This is a genomic window from Sphingomonas sp. PP-CE-1G-424 (assembly GCF_004341085.1).
In the GTDB taxonomy this organism is placed as follows: Bacteria; Pseudomonadota; Alphaproteobacteria; order Sphingomonadales; family Sphingomonadaceae; genus Sphingomonas.
The window spans coordinates 725957-744477 of the sequence record NZ_SLXW01000002.1; the positions used below are offsets into that span (position 1 = coordinate 725957).

Genomic DNA, 18521 nt, shown 5'->3' on the forward strand with positions numbered 1-18521 from the left:
CTCCGTGGAGGTGTCGGGATCGGCCGCTCGGCGTTAACGGCGCGTAACCAAACCGTTACGAGTGCGATTGTCGCCCCGCCTGTGTCGTCGTGCCGACTGGCGTCAGGCCTTCGCCATCCGATCGTCGAACAGGCCGAACATCAGCGTCGAGGCGTACATCGCGATCGCCCGCTCGCGCGGCATCGTCGACGCCCATTTGCGCATGTCGAACGCGGCGTTCTGGAGCGCCATCAACGCCTGCGCCGCGATCAGCGCATCGACCGCGCGGATCGAGCCTTCGCCGATCCCGTCCATCATCATGCCCGCATAGCGCCGTGCGATGCCGTTCGAGCGATCGACCATCGCGTTGCGCACGCCGACCGGCAATCCGCTGAGTGCGGTAGTGCGGAGCAGCGGGCCACGCTCGGCAAACTGCACGTCGAGCAGCGTAGCGACGGTGCTCGACAGCTTGTGCCAATAACTGCCGCCCTCGGCCTCGCCGCGGCTCTGCGCATCGGCGATCGTGTCGAAGCTGCGGCGGTAGCACGCGATGACGAGATCGTCCTTCGCATCGAGATGGTGGTAGAAACTGCCCTTGGTCACGTTCAGCTCGGACGCGATCTTCTGCACCGAGGCGCCGCGATAGCCGAGTTCGTTGATCAGGCGCGTCGCGGCGAGCAGGAACGCCTCTCGGCCCGGCTCCGCCTCGTCATGGCTGAGATCGAGCAGGGTAGGCGACCATTTGGCGTCCTTGCCCGCGATGCCGTGCGCGAACACATCCATCAGCCGCTCTTCCACCCGGCCGTACTGGTCGGGCTCGTACCGCGTCAGCCAGATCGGCAGCCAGAACGTATTCTCCAGCAGCACGTGCGCGCGTGCGCCGTTGAGATCGGTCTGCGCGCGCGACGAGGTCGGCCCCCACAACAGCCGCGTCCGGCGGAACACCTCGCGCCAGCCCGCCATCAGCCGCCCACGCATCGGCTCCTCGGTCGCGCGCAGATCGGAGAGGACGGCGAACGCCTTCTCCTCGCCGCGCTGGATCCGCCCGAGCCGGTCCATGTTGAGCGCGAGATAGCGCCGAACGCGGTCCTCCGGCGTCGCTTCTTCGGCCGCGACGTCGAGCATCGCGATCAGCGATTCGAGCGTGTTCTCGAACGCCGCCGCCGCAAGGTCTTCCTTGCGCTTGAAATAATAGGTAACGCTCGTCGTGTTGAGCCCGACGCGCCGCGCGACGTCCGCGAACGTCATGCCCTTGGCACTCTGTTCGTTGATCGCTTCTGCCGCCGCGGCGAGGATCGCGTCACGCTTCGCACGGAAGCGCTTGGTCCCCTGTTCGCTCTCGTCGCTGGCCTCTGCCGGAACCTTCATCGAAACACCCTAACAGCTTCGATTTGAAGATACAGTGCTTTTTAGGCGCTTTCAGGGCGGACTTGAAAACATGCTTTCCGGGGCCCTCCACACGCTTTACCGAATGTGCGGTATGGTCTACCTCGCCTTCAAAGCGATGACGATTGGAGAGCCCGCATGGATTTCAGCTTTAGCGAACGAGAGACGTATTTCCGGGATCGGGTCCGGGATTTCATCGACCAGAATATCCGCCCGCGCCAAGCCGATTACGACCAGCAGGCGCATGAGGGCGAGCGCTGGAAGGTGATTCCGGTGATCGAGGAGATGAAGGAGAAGGCCAAGGCAGCCGGGCTCTGGAATTTCTTCATGCCACCGCATTCGGGCCAGACGCATGTCGACGATTCGTTCGCGTTCGAGGGCACGCAGCTGACCAATCTCGAATATGCGTTATGCGCGGAGGAGATGGGGAAGATCAGTTGGGCGAGCGAGTGCTTCAACTGTTCGGCGCCCGATACCGGCAACATGGAGGTGTTTCACCGTTATGGCACGCGCGAGCAGAAGGAGGCCTATCTCGGGCCGTTGATGCGCGGCGAGATTCGCTCGGCGTTCCTGATGACCGAGCCCGCGGTGGCGTCGTCGGATGCGACCAACATCGAGACGTCGATGGTGCGCGATGGCGATCACTACGTCATCAACGGCACGAAATGGTGGTCGAGCGGCGTCGGTGATCCGCGCTGCAAGATCGCGATCGTGATGGGCAAGACGTCGTTCGAGGGTTCGCGGCACCAGCAGCAGAGCCAGATCCTCGTGCCGATGGATACGCCCGGCGTGACGATCAAGCGGATGCTCTCCGTCTATGGCTATGACCACGCGCCGCACGGCCATGGCGAAGTGGTGCTGGAAAATGTCCGCGTGCCCGTCGAGAACGTGCTGCTCGGCGAAGGGCGCGGGTTCGAGATCGCGCAGGGGCGGCTTGGGCCGGGGCGTATCCACCACTGCATGCGCACCATCGGTGTCGCCGAGACCGCGATCGAGGCGATGGCGCGGCGGCTGCTCGACCGGGTCGCGTTCGGCAAGCGGATCGCGGATTTTTCGGTGTGGGAGGAGCGGATCGCGACCGCGCGGATCGATATCGAGATGACTCGTTTGCTCTGCCTCAAGGCGGCGGACATGATGGACAAGGCGGGCAACAAGTCTGCACAGATCGAGATCTCGATGATCAAGGTGGCGGCGCCGAATATGGCGTTGCGCATTCTGGACGACGCGATTCAGGCGCATGGCGGCGGCGGCGTGTCGGGCGATTTCCGGTTGGCGCACGACTGGGCGGCGATGCGGACGCTGCGGTTCGCGGATGGCCCGGACGAGGTCCACAACCGCTCGATCGCGCGCAACGAGTTCGGGAAGTACGGTGATTTCCGCAAGGGCGGGGTGTCCAGCGGTGACGTCGGGGTGAGCCGGTAAACCTATCCCCCCGTTCGTCCTGAGCGAAGTCGAAGGACCGGCTCGCTTGGGGCAATGTCCTTCGACTGCGCTCAGGACGAACGGAATTTTTGATTGTCCGCCCGCCAGTTTTCGGAGCCTGACTACCCATGAAAGCCGCAGTCCTTTTCGAAGCCAACACCCCGCTCAGCATCGAGGATGTCACCATCTCGAAGCCGACGGCACACGAAGTGCTGATCCGCACGGTCGCGGTCGGCGTGTGCCGGTCCGACCTGCATTTCGTCGACGGGGCTTATCCGCATGCGATGCCGACCATTCCCGGCCATGAAGCGTGCGGCGTGGTCGAGGCGGTGGGCGACGAAGTGCGCGGCGTGAAGGTCGGCGACCATGTCGTGACGTGTCTGTCGGCATTCTGTGGTCAGTGCGAGTTTTGCGTCACCGGCCGGATGTCGCTGTGCATCGATGCCAGCGTGCGCCGTCCCAAGGGCGCCGCGCCGCGCCTCATGCTCGGCGACCGACCTATCGCGCAGATGCTCAACCTGTCGGCCTATGCCGAGATGATGCTGGTCCACGAGCATGCGTGCGTCGCGATCGACCGCGACATGCCTATGGATCGTGCCGCGCTGCTCGGGTGCGCGATCACCACCGGGGCGGGCGCTGTTTTCAATACGACCGACGTTACGCCGGGCGAGACGGTGTGCGTGGTCGGCTGCGGCGGCATCGGGCTCGCGGCGGTCAACGCGGCCAAGATCGCGGGCGCGGGGAAGATCATTGCGCTCGATCCCGTCCCGGAAAAGCGTGCGATGGCCGAAAAGCTCGGTGCGACGCACAGCATCGATGCATTGTCCGAGACCGCAGCGGACGAGGTCGTCGCGATCACAAAGGGCGGCGTGCACCACGCGATCGAGGCGGTCGGGCGCGCGCAATCGGCGGCAACCGCCGTGAAAGTGCTTCGACGCGGCGGCACCGCGACGATCCTCGGCATGATGCCGCTCGGCGAGAAGGTCGGGCTGTCGGCGATGGACCTGCTGTCGGGCAAGCGTCTGCAGGGTGGATTCATGGGATCGAACCGGTTCCCGGTCGACATCCCGCGGCTGGTCGATTTCTACATGCGCGGGCTGCTCGATCTCGACACCATCATCGCCGACAGGATGCCGCTCGAGCGGATCAACGACGCGTTCGACGAACTCCGCCGCGGCGACACGACCCGTAGCGTGATCACCTTCTCGTGAACGACGCATCGACCAGCATGGTCGGCACGATCGCGGTCGGCGACAAGGACCGTCTCGACCTCGACACGCTTGGCGCGTGGATGACCGCCAACGTGCCCGGCCATGCCGGCCCGCTGACCTACGCGAAGTTCGCCGGCGGCCAGTCGAACCCGACCTACCGCCTCGACACGCCGGAGCGCGCGTACGTGCTGCGCCGGAAACCGTTCGGCCCGATCCTGCCGAGCGCGCACGCCGTCGACCGCGAATACCGCGTCATCGCGGGGCTCCACCCGACCGGCTTCCCGGTGCCTCAACCCTATGGTCTCTGCGAGGACGCGGCGGTCATCGGTTCGGCCTTCTACGTCATGGAAATGGTCGAAGGGCGGACGATCTGGGACGGCGCGATGCCCGGCGCGACTCCGCCCGAGCGCACCGCGCATTACGAGGCGATGGTCGACACGCTCGCCGCGCTCCACAACACCGATTACGCGGCGGCAGGGCTTGAGGAGTACGGCAAGCCCGGCAATTATTTCGAGCGCCAGGTCGGCCGCTGGACCAAGCAATACCGCGCCGCCGAGACCGAGCATATGGAGTCGGTCGAACGCCTGATCGAGTGGCTCCCGCGCACGCTGCCCGAGCAGACGCGGACCGCGATCGTCCACGGCGACTACCGGATCGACAACATGATCTTCGCGCCGTTCGAGCCCAAGGTCATCGCCGTCCTCGACTGGGAATTGTCGACGCTCGGCGATCCGCTGGCGGACTTCTCGTATCTGCTGATGAGTTGGGTGACCGAGCCCGAGGGGCGTTCGGGCGTGCTTGGCATGACCGGACCGAGGACGGGCATTCCGACGATCGAGCAGGTCGTGGAGCGCTATTGCGCCGCCACCGGTCGCGATGGCGTCCCCGATCTCAACTGGTATTTCGCCTACAACCTCTTCCGGCTGACCGGCATCGTGCAGGGCATCAAGAAGCGCATCATCGACGGCACTGCGTCGAGTGCTCAGGCGGAGAAGACGGTCGCCAAGATCCACGGGTTGGCGGATGCTGCGTGGGGCTTTGCGGTGAAGGCGGGGGCGTAATTCCCCTCTCGCTTGCGGGAGGGGTTAGGGGAGGGGCTGACCTTCCCCGGCATGAAACGTTGCGGAAAGATCGGGCCCTCCCCCGACCCCTCCCGCAAGCGGGAGGGAGAAGTCAGTGTCGCAATTTGATCTCACAGGGCAGGTCGCCATCGTCACCGGCTCCTCGCGTGGCATCGGCTTGGCCTCCGCGCGAGAGCTGGCCGAGCACGGCGCGAAGATCGTGATCTCCAGCCGCAAGCAGGACGCTTGCGACACGGTCGCCGCCGAACTCAACGCCAGGCACGGAGACGGCACCGCGATCGCGATCGCTGCCAACATCTCCGACAAGGCGGGCCTGCAAAACCTCGTCGACCAGACCCGCGCCCAGCTCGGCCGGATCGACATCCTCGTCTGCAACGCCGCCTCGAACCCCTATTACGGCCCGCAAGCCGGCATCGCCGACGACCAGTTCCGGAAGATCCTCGACAACAACATCGTGTCCAACCACTGGCTGATCCAGATGGTCGCGCCCGAGATGCTGGAGCGCCGCAGTGGCAGCATAATCATCATTTCCTCGATCGGCGGTCTGCGCGGCTCGCCGGTGATCGGCGCGTACTGCATCAGCAAGGCCGCCGACATGCAGCTCGCGCGCAACCTCGCCGTCGAGTTCGGCCCGTCCAACGTCCGCGTGAATTGCATCGCGCCGGGCCTGATCAAGACCGACTTCGCGCGCGCCTTGTTGGAAGACCCGCAGCGGATCGAGGCGGCGAACACCAGCGTGCCGCTCCGCCGGATCGGCGAGCCGGAAGAAATCGCGGGCGCGGTCGTCTTTCTGGCGTCGTCGGCAAGCAATTTCATGACCGGCCAGACGATGGTCATCGACGGGGGCGTCACGATCTAACCGAAGGACCATGCGATGCGTTTCACGGACAAATCCATCATCGTCACCGGCGCAGGCTCCGGCATAGGCCGCGCCGCCGCGCTCCTGTTCGCGAGCGAAGGGGGCAGGGTCGTCGTCGCCGACAAGACCGAGGGCGCGGACGAAACCGCGCACTTGATCACGCAGGCCGGCGGCACGGCGAAGGCGATCCGCATCGACGCCGGGCTCGAAGAGGACGTGATCCGCACGATCGCGCTCGCCTGCGACAGCTTCGGCGGGCTCGACGTGATGTTCGCCAATGCGGGGATCTCGGGCGGCATGGCCAACCTGTTCGACACCGACGTCGCGCTCATCACCGAAGTGCTGCGCGTCAACCTGATCGGCCCGTTCCTCGCGATCAAGCACGCCGCGCCGCGCATCGCCGAGCGGGGGAAAGGCGCGATCGTCCTTACCGCCAGCGTCGCGGGGATCCGCTCGGGCGCCGGCTCGCCCGCCTATTCCGCGTCGAAGGCCGGCGTCATCAACCTTGCCGCCGTCTCCGCCCAACAACTTACGGGCTCCAACGTCCGCGTCAACGCGATCTGCCCCGGCCTGACCGAGACCGGCATGACCAAGCCCGTCTTCGACTACGCGCGCGAGGCGAACAAGATGGACCGCGTCGGCCGCCTCAACCCGCTCCACCGCGGCGCGCAGCCCGAGGAACTCGCCAAGGTCGCGCTGTTCCTCGCCTCCGACGACGCCAGCTATGTCAACGGGCAGGCGATCGCGGTCGACGGGGGCCTCTCGTCCAGCCACCCCGTCACGCGACAGGAATACGGCAAGACCGCCGCCTGACCGATGATGCTGTCGGGTCGCGGCGTTTCGGCCGCTGGATACGCTTGCGCAACGACTTTTGCGGGACCATTTGCGACGTGCGGACGTTGAGCGTCCGACCCCATAAAGGAGAACCCCCATGGCTTTCGAACTCCCACCGTTGCCGTATGCCTATGACGCGCTCGAGCCGGTGATCGACCAGGAAACGATGAAGTTTCATCACGACAAGCATCATGCGGCGTACACCGCGAAGCTGAACGAAGGCGTCGAGAAGGATTCCGCGCTGGCGGGCAAGTCGATCGAGGACATCCTCGGCATGATCTCGTCGCAGCCGCCGCTGGTCCGCAACAATGGCGGCGGTTTCTGGAACCACGACTTCTTCTGGAAGACGATGGCGGCCAAGAATGGCCAGGCACCGTCCGGCAAGCTCGCCGAGGCGATCGATCGCGACTTCGGCGGCCTCGACAAGCTGAAGGAAGAGTTCAACACCAAGGGTGCAGGGCAGTTCGGCTCGGGCTGGGCATGGCTGATCGCGGATGCGAGCGGCAAGCTGAAGGTGACGAGCACGCCGAACCAGGACAACCCGCTTATGGACGACGCCAAGGAGCCCGGCACGCCGCTGCTCGGTAACGACGTGTGGGAGCACGCCTATTACCTGACGTACAAGAACGATCGTCCGGGCTATCTGAAGGCCTGGTGGGACATCGTGAACTGGGACGTCGTCGGTGAGCGCTACGCGAAGATCGCGGGCTGACCTGAATTCCCCTCCCGCTTGCGGGAGGGGCTAGGGGAGGGCGCGACGTACGTACCGGCGTCCGGTTTGTTTGGTCAGGCCCTCCCCCGACCCCTCCCGCAGGCGGGAGGGGAGCAATAGATTACCCTTCGGGCGGCAGGTCGGTCACGGCTTTGTCGCCCGTTTGCAATCCGTGCTTCAGTAGCATCGGAATGTTGGCGAACGCGAAGAGCAGCGTCAGCGGGATCGCGCCCCAGAGCTTGAAGCCGACCCAGAAATCCCAGGTCGTGTTGCGCCACACGGCCTCGTTCAGCACTGCCATGAACACGAAGAACACCGCCCAGTTGCGCGTGAGCTTGCGCCAGCCATCGGCGGACAGACCGGGGTAAGCGGTTGCGAGCAGCGACTGGAGCAGTGGGCGCCCGGTGACGAGACCGAACGTCAGGATCGCCGCGAACATCGCGTAGATGATCGTCGGCTTCATCTGGATGAAGCGCTGGTCGTGGAAATAGATCGTCAGCCCGCCGAACACGACGATCAGCGCACCCGAGAGCCACAGCATCGGCGAGATATGGCCGGTCTTGAGCTTCGACACGATCATCGCGGCGACCGTGGCGATGATGAACGCGGTGGTGGCGGCGACGACGCGGACGATCGGCAGGCCGGGGGTGAGGAAGTTCACCGCGAAGAAGATCGCGAGCGGGCCGTAGTCGACCGCCATGCGGAGGCCGGGGGAAAGGGGGGGCTTGGTTGGGGTCACGAGATCAATCCAGAATACCGTTCGTCCTGAGCGTAGTCGAAGGACATTGCCACAAACGGGCCGGTCCTTCGACTACGCTCAGGACGAACGGAAAAAGAGGGCTCAAGGCGAACGGAAAACGAGGTGCGCTGAGCGAACGGGCCAAGCGTTACTTCCGGACGCTCTCCACACCGGCGATGATCCGGCTCACTTCGTTGGCATCGAACGGGCGCAGATCCGTCATGCCCTCGCCGATGCCGATCGCGTGGATCGGCAGGCCGTATTTCTCGGCCGCCGCGACCAGCACGCCGCCGCGCGCGGTGCCGTCGAGCTTGGTCATCACGAGACCGGTGACGCCCGCCACCTCCTTGAAGACCTCGATCTGCTGGAGTGCGTTCTGGCCGGTGGTGGCGTCGAGTACCAGGACGATGTCGTGCGGGCTCTCCGGGTTGATGCGACCCAGCACACGGCGGATCTTGGCCAGTTCGTCCATCAGTTCGCGCTTGTTCTGCAGGCGGCCGGCGGTGTCGACGATCAGTACGTCGATACCGGTCTCGGTCGCTTTCTTGACCGCGTCCCATACCACGCCGGCTGCATCCCCGCCCTCGGGGCCGGTGACGATCGGCACGCCGACTCGCTCGGCCCAGGTGCGGAGCTGGCCGATCGCGGCGGCGCGGAAGGTGTCGCCGGCGGCGAGCATCACGCCGTAATCCTGCTCCATCAGCAGATGCGCGAGCTTGGCGATGGTCGTCGTTTTGCCCGAGCCGTTGACGCCGATGACGAGGATCACCTGCGGGCGCGGGAAGGCGTCGATCTCGATCGGCTTGGCGACCGTGGCGAGGACCTTCTCGACCTCCTCCGCGACGATCACGCGGATGCCGAGCTCCTCCATGTTGCGTTCGAAGCTGCCTTCGGACAGGCGGCGGCGGATGCGGCCGGCGGTCTCGGGACCGAGATCGGAGGCAATCAGCGCCTCCTCGATGTCGTCGAGCGTCGAATCGTCGAGCCGTGCGCCGCCAAGGCCGGCGAGGTTGCCGACGAGCCGGTCGGAGGTGCGCTTGAAGCCGCCGATCAGCTTGTCGTGCCAGGTTGGGGTGGTGCTCATGATGGTTCTCGTGTTGCGCTGAGGCGTTCGGCCGTGGCGCCGGTGATCGTGATGCGGACGATGTCGCCGGGTATGGCGGGTTCGTCCAGCAGGGCTTCTGCGAAATTGCCGATATGCCCGCGATCGCCGGGGCGTTCGACGAGCAGATCCTGCGACGTGCCTACCAGCGTTTGCAGCCAGTTCGCTCGCGACGTTTCGCCAGCCTCGCGGAGGAGGGCGGCGCGCTGGCGGCGGACTTCGGGCTCGACCTGCGGCATGCGCGCGGCGGGGGTGCCGGCGCGGGGCGAATAGGGGAAGATGTGCGGGTGGACGATGTGGCAGTCGCCGATCAGAGCGCGCGTGTTGGCGAACATCGCCGCGTCCTCGGTCGGGAAGCCGGCGATCAGGTCCGCGCCGATCGCGATGTCGGAGCGGGCGGTCTTGAGGCGATCGACCAGCGCGACGCTTTCGGCGCGCGAATGGCGGCGCTTCATGCGCTTGAGGATCAGGTCGTCGCCGGCCTGCAACGACAGGTGTACGTGCGGCATGATCCGGCGCTCGGTCGTCAGCAGCGCGAAGAGGCGGTCGTCGATCTCGATGCCGTCTAGCGAGGATAGGCGCAGGCGTTCGAGCGCGGGCACGTGATGCAGAATGCGTTCGACGAGGTGGCCGAGTGTCGGCGTGCCGGGGAGGTCGGGGCCGTAGCTGGTGAGGTCCACACCGGTGAGGACGATCTCGCGATGGCCTGCGTCGACGAGACCGGCGATCCGGTCGACGACCGCGCCCGCGGGGACCGAGCGGCTCGGGCCGCGGCCGAACGGGATCGCGCAGAAGGTGCAGCGGTGATCGCAGCCGTTCTGGACTTCGACGAACGCTCTAGCGTGGGCGGAAAAGCTCGCGGCGAGGTGCGGCGCGGTCTCGCGGACCTGCATAATGTCAGAGACGACGACTGCGGCGTCGGTCTGCCAGGACTGAGCCGTGAGCTTGTCCGCATTGCCGATGACGCGGTCGACCTCGGGCATCGCGGCGAAGCTGGCAGGGTCGATCTGAGCGGCGCAGCCGGTGACGACGATCTGCGCGTCCGGCCGATCGCGTTTAGCCCGGCGGATCGCGACCCGCGTCGCCTTCACCGCCGCGTTGGTGACCGCGCAGCTGTTGACCACGACCATGTCCCGCCCGGCGACGAGCGCGCGGATGGTCTCGCTTTCGGCGATATTGAGGCGGCAGCCGAGGCTGATGACCTCTGGCGCGGGGGCGGGTGACATGCGCGCGATTTAGGAGCCGTAAGGGGCGAAGTCCACGCTTTGTGGCTCGGGTCGGGCCCGGCTGCCGTCGATCAGCCCGCCAACCTTGGCGCGATGCCGCGCTGAGGCGGCGCGCTGATGTCCGGTCGTTGCGCCAGCAGCCGCTTTTCCGCGAGCAGCCGGCGCACTTGCGCAGCGCACAGCGGCCGCCCGTACAAATAGCCCTGGCCCTTCGCGCATCCCATGCCGCGCAGTCGCTCTTCGATTGCGGCGTTCTCGATTCCCTCGGCGGTGGTCGGCAGGTTCAGACTATCGCCGAGCCGGACGATCGTGTTGACGATCGCCATGCTGTCGGGATTGTCGAGCATCGAGCCGACGAAGCTCTTGTCGACCTTGATCCGGTCGAACGGCAGCGCGCGTAGATGCGCGAGGCTCGAATAGCCGGTGCCGAAGTCGTCGAGGGCGATGCTGATGCCCTGGTTCTTCAGGCTGCCGACGATCGACTGGGCGAGCGGCAGATTGTCGAACAGCGCGCTCTCGGTGATCTCGATCTCGAGCCGGCTGGCGGGAAAACCGGTCTCGACGAGCGTCTTGATGATCTTCTGCGCCAGCCACGCGTCGCGCAACTGCACCGGCGAGATGTTGATCGACAGCGACAGGCCTGCATCCCAGTCGCGCGCCGCGGTGAACGCCTGACGCATGACCGACAGCGACAGATCGCCGATCAGGCCGATCCCCTCCGCGATCGGAATGAAAACTTCCGGCCCGATCGCGCCGCGCGTCGGATGCTCCCACCGCGCGAGCACCTCGAACCCGGTGATGCAGCCGGTCGTCAGATCGACCTGCTGTTCGAAGAACGGCACGATCGCATCGTTGGGGACGGCCACGCGCAACCCGGCCTCGAGTTCGCCGCGCAACTGGACGGATCGCTCCATCGCGCCATCGAACCAGGCATGACGATTGCGCCCGGCGACCTTGGCAGCATGCAACGCCATGTCCGACGTCCGCAGCAGCGCGTCCATCGACGTGCAATCGATGTCCGAGCGGGCGATGCCGATCGAGGTGCTGACGTGGACTTCGGTCTCGCCGATGAGGAACGGTTTCGACAGGTCCGCGATCAGTCGGTCGGCGATCCGGTCGACGACCCCGGGATAGGCGGCATCGAATACCACTGCGCAGGCGAACTCGTCGGCGTTGAGGCGCGCGAGCAGGCTCGATCCGGGGACCAATGCGCTGATCTTTTCGGCAACCAGCGTGAGCAGCGCATCGCCGATGGCATAACCGTGCACGTCGTTGACCGTCTTGAAGTGATCGAGATCGATGGTCAGCAGGGCCAAGGCCTTGCCCCGGCGAAGCGATCCGGTGAACAGCGCTGCACCTTCCTCGATCAGGCTTCGGCGGTTCAGGAAGCCGGTCAGCGGATCATATTGCGACAGCAGCTTCGCGCGCTGATCCGCGTCCGACAGTTGCGACAGTTCTTCGGCGAGGCCGCGATACCGGAACCAGCCGAACAGGATCAGCGCGACGTTGAGAAACATCGCCGCGATCAGCGTGCGATCGATGACGGCGTTGCCGCCCTTCAAATGCTCGATCGCTTCCAGCAATACGCCCCCGCCGGTGCCGATGAACAGCAGCAGTGCGGCGCCCGTGAGCGCGCCGGTCATGAATTCCCGGCTGATGAGGCGAAGCGAACGGGTCGTCGCCGGCGGTAAAATCATCGATAAAACGGCCTGTAGGGTCCTTGGTCCATCCGATGTGCTCCGTGAGATATGTAGGACAGGTTAAGGTCCGCCGCGTTGCGCCGGGGCGTTGATATGCTGCGGTGAAGGGAACACGCAGGACCCCGTACGCCGTCGGCGGGCCTCCGGGATCATGCCTGCCTTGCACTTCGCGCGCGTTTCCCGTAGGTGGCGGCCCACGTTCCGTTACGGGGCGCATTGGACGAGCATCCAAGGATGCACGCTGGCCGGCGAGGTTTCGCCCGCCGGCGCTTTTGCGTTTGGTAACGGTGTATGGGAGTATTTCGATGTTCGAAAGCCTGAGCGATCGACTTGGCGGCGTCTTCGACCGCCTTCGCGGCCGGGGTGCGCTGACCGAAGCGGACGTGCGCGCGGCGATGCGCGAGGTGCGCGTCGCGCTGCTCGAAGCCGACGTCGCGTTGCCCGTCGCGCGTGAGTTCGTCGAGAAGGCGACCGAGAAGGCGATCGGCCAGAACGTCCTGCGCTCGGTCACGCCGGGGCAGCAGGTCGTCAAGATCGTCAGCGATGCGCTGGTCGAGATGCTCGGCTCGGATGCCGTCGAGCTCGAACTGGGCGTTACGCCGCCCGCCGTCATCATGATGGTCGGCCTTCAGGGGTCCGGCAAGACGACCACGACCGCCAAGATCGCCAAGCGGCTGGCGGCGGGGCAGGCCAATTTCGGACAGGCCGGTCGCGAGCGCAAAAAGGTGTTGATGGCGTCGCTCGACGTCAATCGCCCGAACGCGCAGGAGCAGCTGGCCACGCTCGGTACGCAGATCGATGTCGCGACCTTGCCGATCGTGCAGGGTCAGCAGCCGGTCGATATCGCCCGGCGCGCGATGCAGGCGGCCAAGCTCCAGGGCTATGACGTCCTGATGCTCGATACCGCGGGTCGTCTCCATGTCGACCAGGCGTTGATGGATGAGATGAAGGCGGTCGCCGACGTCGCGAACCCGGCAGAGATCCTGCTCGTTGTCGACTCGCTGACCGGCCAGGATGCGGTCAACGTCGCACAGAACTTCAGCGACCAGGTGCCGCTGACGGGTATCGTGCTGACCCGCATGGACGGCGATGCCCGCGGCGGCGCGGCGCTGTCGATGCGCGCGGTCACCGGCAAGCCGATCAAGTTTGCGGGCACCGGCGAGAAGCTCGATGCGCTCGAGGCGTTCCACCCGGAGCGCGTCGCCGGCCGCATCCTCGGCATGGGCGACGTCGTCAGCCTGGTCGAGCGCGCTGCGGAGTCGATCCAGGCCGAAGACGCCGAGCGCATGGCCGCCAAGATGGCCAAGGGTCAGTTCGACATGAACGACCTGCGTGCCCAGCTGGCGCAGATGCAGCGGATGGGCGGGCTCGGCGCGCTGGCGGGGATGATTCCCGGCATGAAGAAGGCGCAGGGCGCGGTCGCGTCGGTCGGTGGCGAGAAGGTGCTGGTGCACATGGACGCGATGATCGGTTCGATGACGATCAAGGAGCGCAACAAGCCCGAACTGATCAACGCCAAGCGCAAGATCCGCATCGCCAAGGGCTCCGGGACGACCGTCCAGGAGGTCAACAAGCTGCTGAAGATGCACCTCGAAATGTCGACCGCCATGAAGAAGATCAAGAAGATGGGCGGCATGAAGGGCATGATGGCGATGCTCGGCAAGGGCGGCATGGGCGGTGGTCTTGGCGGCATCGGCAACGCGATCGGCGGGCCGCAGATGGGCGACATGCTCAACAAGGCTGGCGCTGGTGGCCTGCCGGGGCTTGGTGGCCCCAAGATGCCGCAGATGTCGGCCGGTTTCGACGATTTTCTGAAGAAGAAATAACCCTCCTTATCCAACCACGACACCTCGGCGTTCGCTCGGGGATCTATCTAGAAAACGAAGGAAAATATCATGGCAATCAACATTCGCCTCGCGCGCGGTGGCTCCAAGAAGCGTCCTTACTACAAGATCGTCGTTGCCGATGCGCGTTCGCCGCGTGACGGCCGCTTCATCGAGAAGATCGGCAACTACAACCCGCTCCTCGCCAAGGACAACGAGCAGCGCGTGCAGCTCGACGCCGACCGCGCGAAGCATTGGCTGAGCGTCGGCGCACAGCCGACCGACCGCGTCGCGCGCTTCCTCGACCAGGCTGGCGTGCTTGAGCGTTCGGCGCGCAACAACCCGAACAAGGGCAAGCCCGGCGAGAAGGCCACCGAGCGCGCCGAAGAGCGTGCGACCAAGGCGGCTGAAGCTGCCGAGGCCGAGGCTGCTGCAAAGGCGGCACCTGCTGCCGAGGCAGAGGCACCTGCCGCTGCCGAGACCGAAGAAGCCGCTTCGTAAGACGGCGGACGGATCGGTTCTGATTGGACCGATCCATCCTTTTCCTCGTCATCCCGGCGAAAGCTGGGATCCAGAGCCACGGACGAAAGCGTTCCGTTGCTCTGGATCCTGGGTCGAGCCCAGGATGACGGTGAGGGAGCGGGGCCTGAGTGTCCCCTCCACCGACGCGTGCGTAAGCGCACCCGAACCGGACTTCATGCGTTCTCTCAATCGGTAACCCCGAACAGGAGCGCATGATGGCCCCCCAATCCGACCCCCGCACAGCCCCCGCACCCGAGGACATCGAAGATGCCACCAACCAAGGCGTCTCCGCCGACGACCCCGCCGAAGGCTCCGACGACACCCCCGGCCGCGATGGAGGCTCCGCGCAAGGCTGACGTGACGCTCGCCGTCGTCATCGGTGCGCACGGCATCGGTGGCGAAGTGCGGCTGAAGGTCTTCGCCGAGAATTTCGGAAGCTATAAGAGCTTCAACAATGGCGCGCTGTCGCTGAAGTCCGCCCGCAGCGGCAACAACGGCATGATCGCGCGCTTCGCCGAGGTCGCCGATCGCAACGCTGCCGAGGCGATGCGCGGAACCGAGCTGACGGTGCCCCGGTCGTCGCTGCCGCCGCTGGAAGATGGTGAGTATTATCACACGGATGTGATCGGGCTCGATGTCGTCTCGACCGATGGGGAGGCGATCGGACGGGTCGTTGCTATCGATAATTTCGGTGCGGGCGATGTGATCGAGATCGAGCGGCCGTCCGTGGACGACAAGCCCGGCAAGCGGTTCATGATACCGATGCGACCCGAGGCCGTTCCTGAGTGGGACGCCGACCGGCTCATTGTCGAGGCTTCGTTCGCGGCCGAATAATAGGCTTTAACTACCGCTTCCTTGTTCTCCCGCGAAGGCGGGAGTCCAGTCTGGGTCCCCGCCTTCGCGGGGAAACAATCTTCTTTAAGCGTGCGCTCACCGCCGCAGCGGTTGCTGCTCGGCGAGCAGATTGCGGATCGTTGTTGCGGCGACGCCGGCTTCTCCCATGGCGTGGCTGATCTGGTCGAGCCCCTTCACGACGTCGCCGGCTGCGAACAGGCCGGGGATCGAGGTGCGCTGGTGCGGGTCGACCTCCAGGCACCCGTCCTCGGATGCGCGTGCGCCTGCGGCGACGGCCAGTTCCGAACGGATGACCGATCCGAGCGCTGGATAGATGCTGTCGAACGACAACCGTCCCTCGACCGTGTCCAAAGCCAATTTGTCTCCCTCGATCGCATAGTTGCCGCAACGGCCTCCGACGCGGACGATCCCGGCATCGTCTAGCGCCGCTTCGCATGCCGGATCGAGGTCGTGGCCACCCTCTGGGGCGATCAGCGTCACGTCTTTCGTGTAGCCGCGCAGGAACAGCGCCTCGCGCATGCCGTGGTCGCCGGTGCCGATGATGCCGACGCGCTTGTCGGTGACCTCGTAGCCGTCGCAGATCGGGCAGTAGCGGAGCAGCCCCGCCTCCAGCGCTTCGTCGTGGATCGCGTCGGGCATGTTTGGACGGTTGTTCACGACGCCGGTGGCGAGCAGCACGCTGCGAGCCCGCGCCCGACGATCGCCGAGCCGTACGGTGAAGCCGTCGTCGTCGACTTCGATCGCGTCGACCCGCACGCCCTCGCGGACTGCACCATAGGTTTCTGCCTGCGCCAGCATCCGCCCGAGCAGGTCCGTGCCGCGGATGCCTTCGGGATAACCGGCATGGTTGTGCGTGCACGGGATCAGCGCGGCGCGGCTGCTGCCGCAATCGAACAGGCGGATCGAGAGGTGGAACCGCGCGAGGTAGATGGCCGCGGTCAGGCCTGCCGGGCCGGCGCCGATGATGATGCAATCGTCCATTCGCCGCGAGCGTTTCGCCAGCGTAATTGTTCCACCGCGGCGATCCGTATAGGTGCTGGACGCATTCGGCGCCGCACACTGGCGCAAACGCTTAGAGAATTGGACGCTGTGACTTTCGCTGCCACGATATTGACGCTGTATCCGGAGATGTTTCCGGGGCCGCTGGGGACTTCGCTTGCGGGCCGTGCGCTGGGGGAGGGGCGGTGGTCTTGCTCGCCGGTGCAGATCCGGGACTTTGCGACGGACAAGCACAAGTCGGTGGACGATACGCCGGCGGGGGGCGGGGCTGGGATGGTGCTCCGGGCCGACGTGGTGGCCTCGGCGATCGACAGCGTGGCCGATGGGCGGCCGGTGCTGGCGATGACGCCTCGGGGTAAGCCGCTGACCCAGGAGCGGGTGCGCCAGCTCGCGCAGGGCCCCGGCGTCACCATTCTTTGTGGCCGGTTCGAGGGGTTCGACGAACGGCTGTTCGAGGCGCGGGAGATCGAGGAGGTCTCGATCGGCGACTACATCCTGTCGGGCGGCGAGATGGGCGCGCTGGTGCTGCTCGATGCTTGCATTCGGCTGCTGCCCGGCGTAATGGGCGCAGCTTCTAGTGGGGATGACGAGAGCTTCGAAGCGGGGCTGCTCGAATATCCGCACTATACCCGACCTCAGATATGGGAAGGGCGCACGATCCCGCAGGTGCTGCGATCGGGGGATCATGCGAAGATCGCTGCATGGCGCAAACGCCGCGCGGAGATCGATACACGGTCACGGCGACCGGACCTTTGGGAGCGCCATGAGGGCGTTCGGGTCCAGTCGCCCTCTGGCGCGCAGCGACACGAGGACGAGACATGAACCTGTTGCAGACGATCGAAGCCGAGAACATCGCGAAGTTCCTGGCCAACAAGACGATCCCCGATTTCCGCCCCGGCGACACGCTGAAGGTCGGCGTGAAGGTCGTCGAAGGCGAGCGCACGCGTATTCAGAACTACGAGGGCGTGTGCATCGCGCGCTCGAACAAGGGCATGGGTTCGAACTTCACCGTGCGTAAGATGAGCTTCGGCGAGGGCGTCGAGCGCGTCTTCCCGCTCTACTCGCCGAACGTCGATTCGATCGAAGTCGTCCGCAAGGGCGCCGTGCGTCGCGCCAAGCTGTATTACCTGCGTGGCCGCACCGGCAAGGCAGCGCGTATCGCCGAGCGTCGCGACATGCGCCCCGCAAAGGGCACCGCAGCCGCCGAGTAATCGGAGCCTGCTAGAGTTGAAAAAGGGCGCGGGGGCGATGGTCCCCGCGCCCTTTTTCGTTGTGCGCGGGGTGGGGGCTGGTTGGCGCAGCAAGCTGTTGGAAAGGCTGCCGTTTGTTGGTGTTTCGTGTTTATGCTGCAGCACGGAAGTATAGGAAGTGTAGACGCTGGGAAGCATTTTCGATGTGGGCGTGGTGTCGGGGTGTAAGGGCGGTGTCGCGGTTAAGGGGGTCGGCGCGGGCATCTGATGACGGTGCGCTTCTCCGGGCATGTAGGACAGCCGATTAGCCGCCGGCCAGCGGTGGTTGTGGGGCTGCACGCTTCGTCTGTCCATCGGGGCGTGGGAGGCGGTTATCCGGTCGGACAGGGACGCGCGGTCCTTCGCAGGCCGACTTGCGCTTCCTTGTTCTCCCGCGAAGGCGGGAGCCCAGTCTGGGTCCCCGCCTTCGCGGGGAAACACGTCTTGCTGGCGGATTGGGATGGCTGCTCGTTTGAGGCGTGAGGGGCTTTGCCACGCTGAGCACGCTCGCGTGGACATGCCCCACCCCGACCCTCCCCTGAAGGGGAGGGAGTTTTCGTCGTGCCACCATGCAATTTCGGCGCGTCACGCAACGCACTCCCCGCGCGGGCGGGGAACCCTATCCTCGGGACTTATGATCACATTGCGCCACGGAGCGCAGCTCAAGGACTGGATTCACGCGAAGGCGCTAAGGCGCGAAGAGAAGACTGGGCAAGTGCGCTAAATGAGCTTCTCTTCGCGCCTTAGCGCCTTCGCGTGAACATGCCCTTCTCCGTCATCCTGACGAAAGTCAGGACCCAGGATCACGAACGCCGCGCTGCTTGGCTCTGGGTCCTGACTT

General features: G+C 65.6%; 18 protein-coding genes. 12 read left to right on the plus strand and 6 right to left on the minus strand.

Features of this window, described 5'->3' with window-relative positions; all coding sequences use genetic code 11:
* Positions 1-102: 102 nt before the first annotated feature.
* Entirely contained in the window at positions 103-1347 is a 1245-nt protein-coding gene (locus tag C8J43_RS08450; RefSeq protein ID WP_133030493.1) for a TetR/AcrR family transcriptional regulator, read from the minus strand.
* A gap of 156 nt (positions 1348-1503) precedes the next feature.
* Here C8J43_RS08450 and C8J43_RS08455 point away from each other — a divergent pair, with 156 nt between their 5' ends.
* From C8J43_RS08455 to C8J43_RS08480, 6 genes are all read left to right on the plus strand, one after another.
* The gene (locus C8J43_RS08455) at positions 1504-2787 is read left to right on the plus strand and encodes an acyl-CoA dehydrogenase family protein (protein ID WP_121884538.1); all 1284 of its coding nucleotides are present in this window, start codon (positions 1504-1506) and stop codon (positions 2785-2787) included.
* A gap of 128 nt (positions 2788-2915) precedes the next feature.
* Entirely contained in the window at positions 2916-3998 is a 1083-nt protein-coding gene (locus C8J43_RS08460) for a Zn-dependent alcohol dehydrogenase (protein ID WP_133030494.1), read from the plus strand.
* A 17-nt stretch (positions 3999-4015) separates the two neighbouring features.
* Entirely contained in the window at positions 4016-5059 is a 1044-nt protein-coding gene (locus tag C8J43_RS08465) for a phosphotransferase family protein (RefSeq protein WP_133030815.1), read from the plus strand.
* 115 nt (positions 5060-5174) lie between these two features.
* On the plus strand, positions 5175-5939 hold the full coding sequence (locus C8J43_RS08470; RefSeq protein WP_133030495.1) for an SDR family oxidoreductase: 765 nt from the start codon (positions 5175-5177) through the stop codon (positions 5937-5939).
* Between the two features lie 15 nt (positions 5940-5954).
* Positions 5955-6752, plus strand: coding sequence for an SDR family oxidoreductase (locus tag C8J43_RS08475; RefSeq protein WP_121884541.1), 798 nt, complete (start codon positions 5955-5957; stop codon positions 6750-6752).
* 118 nt (positions 6753-6870) lie between these two features.
* Positions 6871-7485, plus strand: coding sequence for a superoxide dismutase (locus C8J43_RS08480; RefSeq protein ID WP_133030496.1), 615 nt, complete (start codon positions 6871-6873; stop codon positions 7483-7485).
* Positions 7486-7606: 121 nt separating this feature from the next.
* Here C8J43_RS08480 and C8J43_RS08485 read toward each other — a convergent pair whose 3' ends face one another.
* The 4 genes from C8J43_RS08485 to C8J43_RS08500 all read right to left on the minus strand — a co-directional run bounded on the left by C8J43_RS08485 (position 7607) and on the right by C8J43_RS08500 (position 12249).
* Positions 7607-8224 (minus strand): septation protein A, encoded by a 618-nt coding sequence (locus C8J43_RS08485; protein WP_279388827.1) that lies wholly within the window; start codon positions 8222-8224, stop codon positions 7607-7609.
* Positions 8225-8372: 148 nt separating this feature from the next.
* Positions 8373-9308, minus strand: a complete 936-nt coding sequence (gene ftsY / locus C8J43_RS08490) for a signal recognition particle-docking protein FtsY (protein ID WP_056051078.1) — start codon at positions 9306-9308, stop codon at positions 8373-8375.
* Positions 9305-10552: a tRNA (N(6)-L-threonylcarbamoyladenosine(37)-C(2))-methylthiotransferase MtaB gene (gene mtaB, locus C8J43_RS08495; RefSeq protein WP_133030497.1), complete on the minus strand. Its 1248-nt coding sequence runs from the start codon at positions 10550-10552 to the stop codon at positions 9305-9307. The genes ftsY and mtaB overlap by 4 nt, the downstream gene beginning before the upstream one ends.
* Before the next feature lie 71 nt (positions 10553-10623).
* A complete protein-coding gene (locus tag C8J43_RS08500; RefSeq protein WP_243645475.1) occupies positions 10624-12249 on the minus strand; it encodes an EAL domain-containing protein in 1626 nt (541 codons plus the stop codon).
* A 308-nt stretch (positions 12250-12557) separates the two neighbouring features.
* On the opposite strand from C8J43_RS08500, the gene ffh reads away from it, so the two are divergent.
* From ffh to rimM, 4 genes are all read left to right on the plus strand, one after another.
* Positions 12558-14078: a signal recognition particle protein gene (gene ffh / locus C8J43_RS08505; protein WP_133030498.1), complete on the plus strand. Its 1521-nt coding sequence runs from the start codon at positions 12558-12560 to the stop codon at positions 14076-14078.
* Between the two features lie 69 nt (positions 14079-14147).
* A complete protein-coding gene (gene rpsP / locus C8J43_RS08510; protein ID WP_056062272.1) occupies positions 14148-14576 on the plus strand; it encodes a 30S ribosomal protein S16 in 429 nt (142 codons plus the stop codon).
* 236 nt (positions 14577-14812) lie between these two features.
* Positions 14813-14953, plus strand: a complete 141-nt coding sequence (locus C8J43_RS22160; RefSeq protein ID WP_207893345.1) for a hypothetical protein — start codon at positions 14813-14815, stop codon at positions 14951-14953.
* Entirely contained in the window at positions 14931-15431 is a 501-nt protein-coding gene (gene rimM, locus C8J43_RS08515) for a ribosome maturation factor RimM (protein WP_133030499.1), read from the plus strand. The genes C8J43_RS22160 and rimM overlap by 23 nt, the downstream gene beginning before the upstream one ends.
* 96 nt (positions 15432-15527) lie before the next feature.
* Here the strand turns inward: rimM and C8J43_RS08520 are convergent, their stop codons facing one another.
* Positions 15528-16433 carry an NAD(P)/FAD-dependent oxidoreductase gene (locus tag C8J43_RS08520; protein ID WP_133030500.1) on the minus strand — a complete coding sequence of 302 codons (906 nt, stop codon included), beginning with the start codon at positions 16431-16433 and terminating at the stop codon, positions 15528-15530.
* A gap of 108 nt (positions 16434-16541) precedes the next feature.
* On the opposite strand from C8J43_RS08520, the gene trmD reads away from it, so the two are divergent.
* Positions 16542-17273, plus strand: a complete 732-nt coding sequence (gene trmD / locus C8J43_RS08525; RefSeq protein WP_133030501.1) for a tRNA (guanosine(37)-N1)-methyltransferase TrmD — start codon at positions 16542-16544, stop codon at positions 17271-17273.
* Positions 17270-17662: a 50S ribosomal protein L19 gene (rplS, locus tag C8J43_RS08530; RefSeq protein ID WP_031395442.1), complete on the plus strand. Its 393-nt coding sequence runs from the start codon at positions 17270-17272 to the stop codon at positions 17660-17662. Before trmD ends, rplS begins: the two co-directional genes overlap by 4 nt.
* Positions 17663-18521: the final 859 nt, after the last annotated feature.